The sequence below is a fragment of the Kitasatospora sp. NPDC059722 genome (assembly GCF_042733235.1).
In the GTDB taxonomy this organism is placed as follows: Bacteria; Actinomycetota; Actinomycetes; order Streptomycetales; family Streptomycetaceae; genus Kitasatospora.
This window is the reverse complement of sequence record NZ_JBHWGD010000162.1, coordinates 1-8,509: the sequence shown is the minus strand read 5'-3', so window position 1 is coordinate 8,509 and position 8,509 is coordinate 1. Positions and strand designations below refer to the sequence as shown.

The 8,509-nt window shown below is 74.9% G+C and carries 9 protein-coding genes; 5 read left to right on the top strand and 4 right to left on the bottom strand.

The features are described 5' to 3' along the window. Positions 1 to 717: SDR family NAD(P)-dependent oxidoreductase (locus ACFV4F_RS41025; RefSeq protein ID WP_380510694.1), on the bottom strand; the 717-nt coding region annotated here is incomplete at its 3' end. A gap of 163 nt (positions 718 to 880) precedes the next feature. Between ACFV4F_RS41025 and ACFV4F_RS41020 the strand changes: the two genes are divergently transcribed. Continuing rightward, a complete protein-coding gene (locus ACFV4F_RS41020; RefSeq protein WP_380510691.1) occupies positions 881 to 2,278 on the top strand; it encodes a HEAT repeat domain-containing protein in 1,398 nt (465 codons plus the stop codon). Positions 2,279 to 2,297: 19 nt separating this feature from the next. Here the strand turns inward: ACFV4F_RS41020 and ACFV4F_RS41015 are convergent, their stop codons facing one another. Beyond that, on the bottom strand, positions 2,298 to 2,639 hold the full coding sequence (locus ACFV4F_RS41015; protein ID WP_380510688.1) for a hypothetical protein: 342 nt from the start codon (positions 2,637 to 2,639) through the stop codon (positions 2,298 to 2,300). A gap of 284 nt (positions 2,640 to 2,923) precedes the next feature. Between ACFV4F_RS41015 and ACFV4F_RS41010 the strand changes: the two genes are divergently transcribed. Continuing rightward, on the top strand, positions 2,924 to 3,793 hold the full coding sequence (locus ACFV4F_RS41010) for a phosphotransferase family protein (RefSeq protein ID WP_380510697.1): 870 nt from the start codon (positions 2,924 to 2,926) through the stop codon (positions 3,791 to 3,793). Here ACFV4F_RS41010 and ACFV4F_RS41005 read toward each other — a convergent pair. After that, a complete protein-coding gene (locus tag ACFV4F_RS41005) occupies positions 3,780 to 3,926 on the bottom strand; it encodes a hypothetical protein (RefSeq protein WP_380435357.1) in 147 nt (48 codons plus the stop codon). The genes ACFV4F_RS41010 and ACFV4F_RS41005 overlap by 14 nt on opposite strands. Before the next feature lie 134 nt (positions 3,927 to 4,060). On the opposite strand from ACFV4F_RS41005, the gene ACFV4F_RS41000 reads away from it, so the two are divergent. Next, positions 4,061 to 4,660, top strand: a complete 600-nt coding sequence (locus ACFV4F_RS41000; protein ID WP_380510685.1) for a TetR/AcrR family transcriptional regulator — start codon at positions 4,061 to 4,063, stop codon at positions 4,658 to 4,660. Positions 4,661 to 4,839: 179 nt separating this feature from the next. Next, positions 4,840 to 6,195: an NB-ARC domain-containing protein gene (locus tag ACFV4F_RS40995; protein ID WP_380510682.1), complete on the top strand. Its 1,356-nt coding sequence runs from the start codon at positions 4,840 to 4,842 to the stop codon at positions 6,193 to 6,195. 16 nt (positions 6,196 to 6,211) lie between these two features. Here the strand turns inward: ACFV4F_RS40995 and ACFV4F_RS40990 are convergent, their stop codons facing one another. After that, a complete protein-coding gene (locus ACFV4F_RS40990) occupies positions 6,212 to 6,796 on the bottom strand; it encodes a helix-turn-helix domain-containing protein (RefSeq protein WP_380435360.1) in 585 nt (194 codons plus the stop codon). A gap of 107 nt (positions 6,797 to 6,903) precedes the next feature. Between ACFV4F_RS40990 and ACFV4F_RS40985 the strand changes: the two genes are divergently transcribed. Further along, positions 6,904 to 8,310: an MFS transporter gene (locus ACFV4F_RS40985; protein WP_380510679.1), complete on the top strand. Its 1,407-nt coding sequence runs from the start codon at positions 6,904 to 6,906 to the stop codon at positions 8,308 to 8,310. Positions 8,311 to 8,509 lie beyond the last annotated feature (199 nt).

Sequence of the window (8,509 nt, the reverse complement as noted above, 5' to 3'; positions counted from 1 at the left end):
GCCGTGCCCGGGGTCGCGGCCGCCGCGCCCCCCGGCCCGCCGCCCCCGCGGCCGGCGCCGGGGGGGCGGGGGCGACAGTAGCGGCGCTTGGGTGGGGGGGCGGACCTTCTTGACCGACGCCGCGCCCCGGGGGTCGGCGGCGCGCACGGACACGCCCGTGCCGTCCAGCCGCGCGGCCAGGTCGAGCGTGTACGCGAGGTTGGCGAGCTTGGCCCGGCCGTACCAGTGGAACCCGTAGTACCCGCCCGGCGGTTCGGCGGCCTCGAACGTGCGCTTGGCGACCCCGACCGCGGCCGACGTCACGTTGACGATCCGGCTCGGCGCGCCGGCCGTGAGCGTGGGCAGGAGGAGCTCCGTCAGCAGGTACGGCGAGAGGTGGTTGACGACGAAGGACGCCTCGACGCCGTCCAGGAGGCGGCGTTCGGGGAACATCGCCCCGATGTTGTTGACCAGTACGGCGAGCGGCTCGCCCGAGGCGGCGTGGTCGGCGGCGATCCGCTCGGCGAGCGCCCGCACCTGGGCGAGCGAGGCGAGGTCGGCGGCGATGAAGCGGGCGGGGTGCGCCGGGCCCGTCGCGTCGATCCGCTCGACCGCCCGGGCCCCGCGGTCGGCGCTGCGCCCGACCACGGTGACCGCGTAGCCGGCCGAGGCCAGGCCGAGTGCCGTCTCCAGGCCGATCCCGCCCGTTCCGGCCGTGACGACCGCCGTCTTCCTCATGGTGCCCCTCCGTGAGCTGTTCGGATGGCCATGTGGATAGTCCATCCGTTTCGTGGGCCCGACGGTAGCACAAGTGGATTGCCTATCCGCTTCTCGGCTTCAGTGCGCAACCGGCGGGAAATCGGGCTGCCGCTGCCGGGGCGGCCGCGTAGTCTGCGCGGTTGTGGACGAGAAGCGCAGTGCTCGGCAACTCCGGCCGATCGCCGAGGTGGTGGGGACCGCAGACCTGAACGACCGGCTCGTGGCAGCGGTCCTGGCCGAGGACGCCGAAGAGGTGTGGTCCTGCGTGCGGGCCGGCGCCGAACCGGATGCGCCCGGCCCTGACGGCCTCCCGCTGCTCTGCACCGCCGTCGCCGGCCACGACAGCGAGAGCGCCAGGTGGCTGGTCGACTACGGCGCCGACCCCGACCGCGTCCTTCCCGACGGCACGACCCCGCTCCTCCGCGCCGTCGACTCCGGCTCCCCGGCCATGGTCGGCACCCTGACCGGCAAGGACCCGGCGATCCGGATCGCCCCGGCCGAGCAGGAGCGGCTCCTCGGCCTCGCGCGGAACTGGTGCACGGTGGGAGCGGTCGAGACGCTGCGCCGCCGCACGGGTGCCCGGGGCCCGGCCGTCCGGCGGACGGTCACGGAGCAGTTCGTCGACCTCGACGAGGTCTCGCTCGGCGGGCTCACCGTCCGCGAGGGCCACAGCGGCGTACTCACCGGACTGGAGCGGGCGTTGGGCATCCTGACGCCGGCGGCCGAGCTGGTCGCGCGCGCCGTCGCGTACCCGGCCGAACTGCACGCGAACTGGTCGGCCGCGAGCTTCACCCTCGGCGGGCGGAGGAGCCCGCAGGCGTGGTCCGAGCTCGCGGCCCTGCGCCACCACCCCGATCCCGTCCACCGCCGCTTCCTCGCCGACGTGTTGGGGAGCCGGGAGACCTCGCTGGTCTTCGGGGAGCGCCCGGACGTCACCCCGGACGCCGACTTCCTGGTCGCCTGGGCACTCGACGAGCCGGACGGTGAGGTGCTCTGCCGGATCCTGGAGGTCCTCGCGGAGAAGGACCACCCCGACGTGCGGTCCGTCGGGCTCCGCTACGTCGCGCACCCGCACCCGGGCGTGCGGTACGAGGTGGTGAGCTGCCTGCTCCCGTGGGAGGCGCCGCTCGGCGCGGCCACCACCGCCGCCCTGGTGGCCCTGTCGCGCGACCCCGTCTTCACGGTCCGGGCCGGCGTCGCCTGGAAGCTCAACTCCCACGGGCGTGAACTCGCCCCCGCCTTCCGCGAGGTCCTGCTCGCGCTCCTCCAGGACGCCGACGTCGTCGTCCGCAACCGCGCCGCCGCGTCCCTCGCCGGATCCGAGGACTGTGCACCCGCCGTCATGGACGCCCTCCTCGCACTGCTGGACGAGGAGGACCGGGACCTGCGCCTGGAGGCCGCCTACGGCCTCGCCGTCCGCGACCACCCGCGCACGGAGGAGGCGTACGAACGCGTCGGCCCCGGCCCGTACGTCGAGCACGATCACAGGCCGGACGCCCTCTGGCGCTACCGGACGCGCAACCGGAGCGAGGAGGGCTGACCGTCAGCGGGAAGGGCCGTCAGCGGGAAGGGCCGGACCCGTCCGGGCGGAGCGACTCGATCCAGGACGTGAAGTCCGGGGACTCGACCTCGAAGTCCTCGGGACCGAGATCGCCGAGGTCCGACGAGAACACGGCGGAGGCCGGATCGCCGGCGCGCACGAGGAAGCCGCGGCCGCCGCTGTCGTCGCCGACCAGGACGAACCCCGGCGCGTACCGGGCGACTTCGTACGTGGCGTTGCGCTCGCCGACGCACCCGGCCGAGTACACGGTCACCCCGCTGTCCGTCATGAGGCCGCCGGCCACGCGCCACAGCTCCACCAGGGCAGCCGGAAGGCCGGCCCCGGCACCCGGCTCCGTCATGTCGCCGTCCCTCCGTCTCCTCGCCGAACGGGAACGGACACTGCCACCAGGCCGGCTCCGGGGCAAGCCGATCCGGGGGCGTCGCACGAGCAGCCGCCTGGCCGACGCCGCGCCGCGCCCGGCTCCCGTAGGGTGCGTACCTTCGTTTTGATGGAGGGGCGGGGTCGGACGTGACACCCAAGGCAGGGGCGCGTGAGCGGTTGGCCGGGGCGGCGCGGGCCGCGCTGGGCGGCGGGCGGCGGTTGGCGGCGGTCGAGCGGGTCGCGGGCGGCAGCAAGAAGGGCGTGTACCGCCTGTTCATGGACGACGATTCGACGGCGATCGCCTACGTGTGGGAGGCCGACGAGAACTACTGGCCCGCCGCCGAGGGCGACGACGACCTCACCGACCCGTTCTCGCCCGGCCTGGGGCTCGGCCTGTTCGAGGCGGCGCACGCGCGGCTGGACGGCCTCGGCGTCCGCGTGCCGGCCGTCCGGTTCGTCGACCGCGACCGCGTTCACTCCCCGGCCGACCTGGCGATCGTCGAGGACCTCGGCGGCGAGAGCCTGGAGGCGCTGCTCGCGCGCGACCCGCGCGCCGCCGCACCGGTCATGGCCCGGCTCGGGGAGGCGCTGGAGGAGATGGGACGTCACCGCGCGGCCGCGTACGGCAAGGTGGCCGTCGTCGACGGCGGAGGGACGTCGCGAGGTTCGTCGTGCGAGGCCGTCGTGCTGGAGAGGGCGCGGCGGGACCTCGCCGAGGCGGCGTCGCGGGATCCCCGGATCGCGGAGGCCGTCGGCCGACTGGACGAGCGTTTGCTGAGCCTGGCGGCGGCGGTGCGTCCGCGCGCGGAGTACGCGGTCGTGCACGGTGAACTGGGGCCCGACCACGTGCTGGTGGACGCGGCCGGGCAGCCCGTGCTGATCGACATCGAGGGCGCGATGTACTTCGACGTCGAGTGGGAGCACGTCTTCCTGCGGATCCGCCTGCACGACGCCTACGGCCCGCTGGCGGCACCGGGGCTGGACGAAGACCGGCTGGCCCTCTACGCCTTGGCGCAGCGCCTCTCCCTGACGGCCGGGCCGTTGCGCCTGCTCGACGGGGACTTCCCCGCGCGGGAGGCCATGGCGGCGATCGCCGAGCACAACCTGGTGCGGACGCTCACAGAGTGGTGAACGGCCGGTGGTCGGCCAGCGCCAGTCGGCGGATGAACGCGGCGGCGCGGACGAGGAGCCTTGCGGGCAGGCGCCGCAGGGGCGAACGGCCGGTTCCGTAGGCGGCCGGCCAGAGGGAGGGGATTCGCTGCATGCGCCCAGGATGGGTTCGGCGGGCCGGGCCGTAGGGGATCGTGGACGATCCTGGATGCGGGAGCACGGGCTCTTCGCGCGGATGCCGGCGGCGGTTATCTTGGAACCCGCATTCCAGGTGAGCGAGGTGGCGACGTGCCGGACATCAAGCACTTCGATCCGGACGCGGCGCTGGCGACCGTCGAGCGGCTGTTCTGGGAGCGGGGCCTGGCCGCGACCGGGATCCAGGACATCGTGACCGCGACCGGGCTCAGTCGGTCGAGCCTGTACGCCACGTTCGGGGGCAAGCGCGAGCTCTACCTGGCGGCCCTGCGGCGCTACCGGGAGCGGCGCTCCCTGCCGATGATCGACCGGCTGGCCGAGGACGGGCGCGGGCTGGCGGCGGTCGCCGACTACTTCACCCGGCTGATCGCCACGCGGTGTTCGGGCGAGCACGCCCGGCGGGGCTGCATGGTCGTGAACGCGCACGCCGGGACGGAGAACGGCGATCCGGACGTCCGGGAGATCCTGGACCGGCACCACGGGCAGCTGCGGGAGGCGCTCCACGGGGCGCTGCTGGACGCGCGGGAGGCGGGCGAGCTCGCACCCGGTGTCGATCCGGCGGCCTCCGCGGATCTGCTGGTGCTGCTCGCGTACGGGGTGAACCTGCGGTCCCGGGCCGGCGCGGACGCGGAGTCGCTCGGGGCGACGGTGGCCGCGACGCTCACGACGCTCGGGGGCCGTGCCGGGGGGTAGCACGTCCGGCGGGTGAACGTGCCGACGCGGTCCTTGATGCCTGCTCATGTCCCCTTCCGAGAAGCGCAGTTGCCTGCACGCTCCGACAGGGTCGGCTTGACAGGGCGACACCGGCCGCCGCTAACTTGGAACGTGCGTTCCGGGGTCGGTTCGGCGGGTGTCAGCGGGGGAGGGCGTCGGTGCTGCGGGAATGGGAGCCGGGCGAGGTCCGCACGATGGACGACTTCGTCGCGGAGCTCAGGAAGTTGAAGGCCCGGGCCGGGAACCCGTCCATCACGCAGATCACCCGGCGCGTGCATCTCGCCTGGCAGCGGGCCGGCCGGCCCTGCGGCGAGTGGCCGGCGCGGTCGACCGTCGGCAACTGCTTCCGGTTCGGTCGCCGCCGCCCCAACGCGGACCTGCTGCTCGCCGTCGTGCACGCCCTGGTCGACGGCGACGCCGCCGCGGTCTCCGCCTGGCGCCAGGCCCTGCGCACGGTCCTCGGCGAGGCCGAGGCGGCCGGCCGGGTCGCCGCGGCGGGCCGCCTTCCGGGCCTGCCTGCCGGGCACGTCGTCCGGGAGGGACTCGTGGAGCGGGCGTCACACGTGCTCGACGACGGTGTGCTCGTCCTGGAAGGGCAGGCCGGCATCGGCAAGACCAGCCTCGCCGTCGACCTTGCCCGCCACATCCGGACGGCCGGACCGGTGCTCTTCGCCGACCTGAGGGGATCCGCCGTCGGCGGCGCGCCGCCCGCCGATCCCCGGGCGGTCCTCGAATCCTTCCTCCGGATCCTCGGCGTCGCGGGCGAGCGGATTCCGCACGGACTGGACGCCCGCGTTCGCCTCTACCGCCGACTGCTCGGCGCGTCGGCGCCGTTGGTGGTCCTGGACGACGCCGCCGACGCGGACCAGGTGCGGCCCCTCCTGCCCGCCAGGCCGCCGGGTACCACCCTCGTCACCTCCCGCACCCGCCTGGCCGAACTGGACGGCGTGCGGCGCATGTCCGTCCCGGCGCTGGAACCGAAGGAGGCGCTGGCGGTCCTGCGCGCGACTGCGGGATCGGGCCGGATCGAGGAGGACGAGCAGACGGCCGGGCGGATGGCCGAGCTCCTGGGCCGCCATCCCCTGGCGCTGTCCGTCATCGGCCGCCACCTGCGCGAGCACCCCGACTGGGAACTCGCCGACTACTCGTCCGAGCCCCTCACCGCCCTGGCCCTCGAAGGCGGCGTGCGAGCCGCCCTCGCCGCCACCGACGCCAAGCTGCCCGGCGAATCACGCCGTCTGCTCAGGCTCCTGGCCCTGCACCCGCGGCGCCCGTTCACCGCTCGGACCGCCGCCGTCCTCGCCGGCCGCCCCGATGCCGAGACGCGGGCACTCCTCACGGCCCTCGTCCGCTCCCACCTGGTCGAGGAGAGTGCGGAGGGCTACCACCTGCCCAACCTGGTCCACGCGTACGCCCGGGAGCGGATCGGCATCGACGAACCGGCCAGCTGCGTCCGCCGTGCCGTGGAGCGCGTGTTCGTGCACCACTACAGCACGGGCGTGGTCGCCGTCTGACCCCGACGCCGTCCCGTCAGGGCGTCGCCGGTCGCCCAGGGCTCGTGCGGACGACGGCCTGGTCGCCGCGCGGTCCGAACAGGTGCAGGATCTCCACGGCGCCGGCCCCCGTCGGACCGAACCAATGCGGTTCCGCGGTGTCGAACTCGGCCACCTCGCCCGGCCGGAGCGTGTGTTCGCGGTCACCGAGGACGAGGCGCAGCTCGCCCGCGAGGACGTACAGCCACTCGTAGCCCTCGTGGGTGACGAGCTTCGGCTCGCGGGGCGCGAGGACGTGCTTGAACACCTGGACCCGGCCCGGGTACTGGGTCAGCGGCACGAGGACGCTGCCGTCGTCCTTGCGCAGCGGTGTGAGGTGCACCCGGGGGTCGCCGGTGGCCGGTGCAGCCACGAGCTGGTCGAGCGGGACGCGGTGCGCGCGTGCGAGGGGGATGAGCAGGTCCAGGGTCGGGCGCCGCAGACCCGATTCGAGGCGGGACAGCGTGCTCACCGAGAGCCCGGTCGTGGCGGCGAGCGCCTCCAGCGTGAGGCCCCTGTCGCGGCGCAGCGTGCGCAGCCGCGGCCCGATGGCGTCGAGGATCTGCTCCAACTCTTCGTCCACGCCGTCCAGTCTCCCCGCTTTTGCGGTCTTCGCAAAAAAGCTGGTCGGCGGCGGTCGGCCCGGCCGAGCCTGGCCGGGTTGGTACTCCCGGACCCGAGAGGCGGACCATGACCGCGACGATCACCCACCCCGAGCCCGTCCTGGGCGCGCGCAACCGCTGGACGGTGCTGGCGGTCTGCTGCCTGAGCATGTTCCTGGTGGGCCTGGACACCACCGTCGTCAACGTGGGCCTGCCCGCCATCGGACGCGGCCTGGGGGTCGGCGTCCGCAGCCTGGAGTGGACGGTGGACGCCTACACGGTCGTCCTGGCCGGCCTGCTGATCTCCTCCGGTGCGCTGGCGGACCGCTTCGGACGCCGGCGGGTGTTCCGGACCGGGCTGGCGGTGTTCGGCGCGGCCTCGCTGGCCTGCGCCGCGGCGCCGTCGGTGGGCTGGCTCGTGGCCGCCCGCGCCGTGCAGGGCGTCGGCGCCTCGATGCTCAGCCCGGTGGCGCTCGCGATCGTGGTGAACGCGATGCCGGACCCGCGCGAGCGGGCGCGGGCGATCGGCGTCTGGGCGTCGGTCTTCGGACTGAGCACGGCCGTGGGCCCGGTCACCGGCGGCGCGCTCCTGGCCGGGCTGGGCTGGCGGTCGCTGTTCTGGATCAATGCCCCGGTCGTGGTGATCGCCCTCGTGCTCAGCGCGGTGTTCGTGCCCGAGTCCCGGGGAGCGCGGGCGCGGCGGCTCGACCTCCCGGGGCAGGCGCTGCTGGCCGTCGTCATCGCGGCCGGCGTCGGCGTCCTGATCGAGGGCCCGCGCATCGGCTGGACCTCACCGGCCGCACTGGCCGCCTACGCGCTGGCGGCCGGCGCGACGGCCGCCTTCGTGCGGGTCGAGTCCCGTCGAGCCGAACCGCTGATGGATCTGCGGCTCTTCCGCAGTCCGGTGTTCAGCGGTGCCGTGCTGGGCGCGGTGGCCGTCTTCGTCGCCCTGAACGTCACCCTGCTGCTCAACACCCTGTACCTGCAGCACGCCCGGGGCTTCTCGCCCCTGGCCGCCGGGGCGGCGACCCTGCCGATGGCGGTCGGCGCGACGGTGTGCGCGCCCTGGTCCGGCCGACTGGTCGGCCGCCGCGGACCGCGGGTGCCCCTGACCGTGGCCGGTGCCTTCATCCTGGCCGGCGGCCTCTGCCTGGTCGGGCTCGACCGGAACACGAGCGTGGCCCTGCTGCTGGGCGCCTACCTGCTCATCGGCGTCGGCTTCGGCTTCGCCAACGCGCCGATCACCAACACGGCGGTCGGCGGACTGCCGCCCGCGCGGGCCGGGGTGGCCGGCGCGATCACGTCCACCGCACGCCAGGTCGGCTCCGCGCTCGGCATCGCGCTCGCCGGCGCCCTCGTGGCGCACGCCGGCCCGGCGGAGCTCGCGCACGCCTCACGTCCGGGCTGGATCCTGGTGGCCGGCTGCGGACTCCTGCTGCTCCTCACGGCCAGGGCACCGCGCTCCGAGGAGCGTCGTAGGATCCTCGGAAGCTGAGCGCGAGGCGAGGGGGACGTGATGGGCACGGCGTTGCGGACGTTCGAGGCGGCGGGCGGATGGCCCGAGGTCCGGGAGCTGGCGGCCGGGCTCGCCGAACTGGACGAGGCGGTCGAGTTCGCGGTGCGGTGGCACGGCGAGCAGCGCCGCCCGGCCGGGGAGCCGTACCTGGAGCACCTGTTGGAGGCCGTGCGCGTCC

Coding starts and splice junctions, on each gene's coding strand:
- ACFV4F_RS41015 (WP_380510688.1), bottom strand. CDS start 2,639: ATGACGGAGCCGGGTGCCGGGGCCGGCCTTCCGGCTGCCCTGGTGGAG.
- ACFV4F_RS41005 (WP_380435357.1), bottom strand. CDS start 3,926: ATGCAGCGAATCCCCTCCCTCTGGCCGGCCGCCTACGGAACCGGCCGT.
- ACFV4F_RS40985 (WP_380510679.1), top strand. CDS start 6,904: ATGACCGCGACGATCACCCACCCCGAGCCCGTCCTGGGCGCGCGCAAC.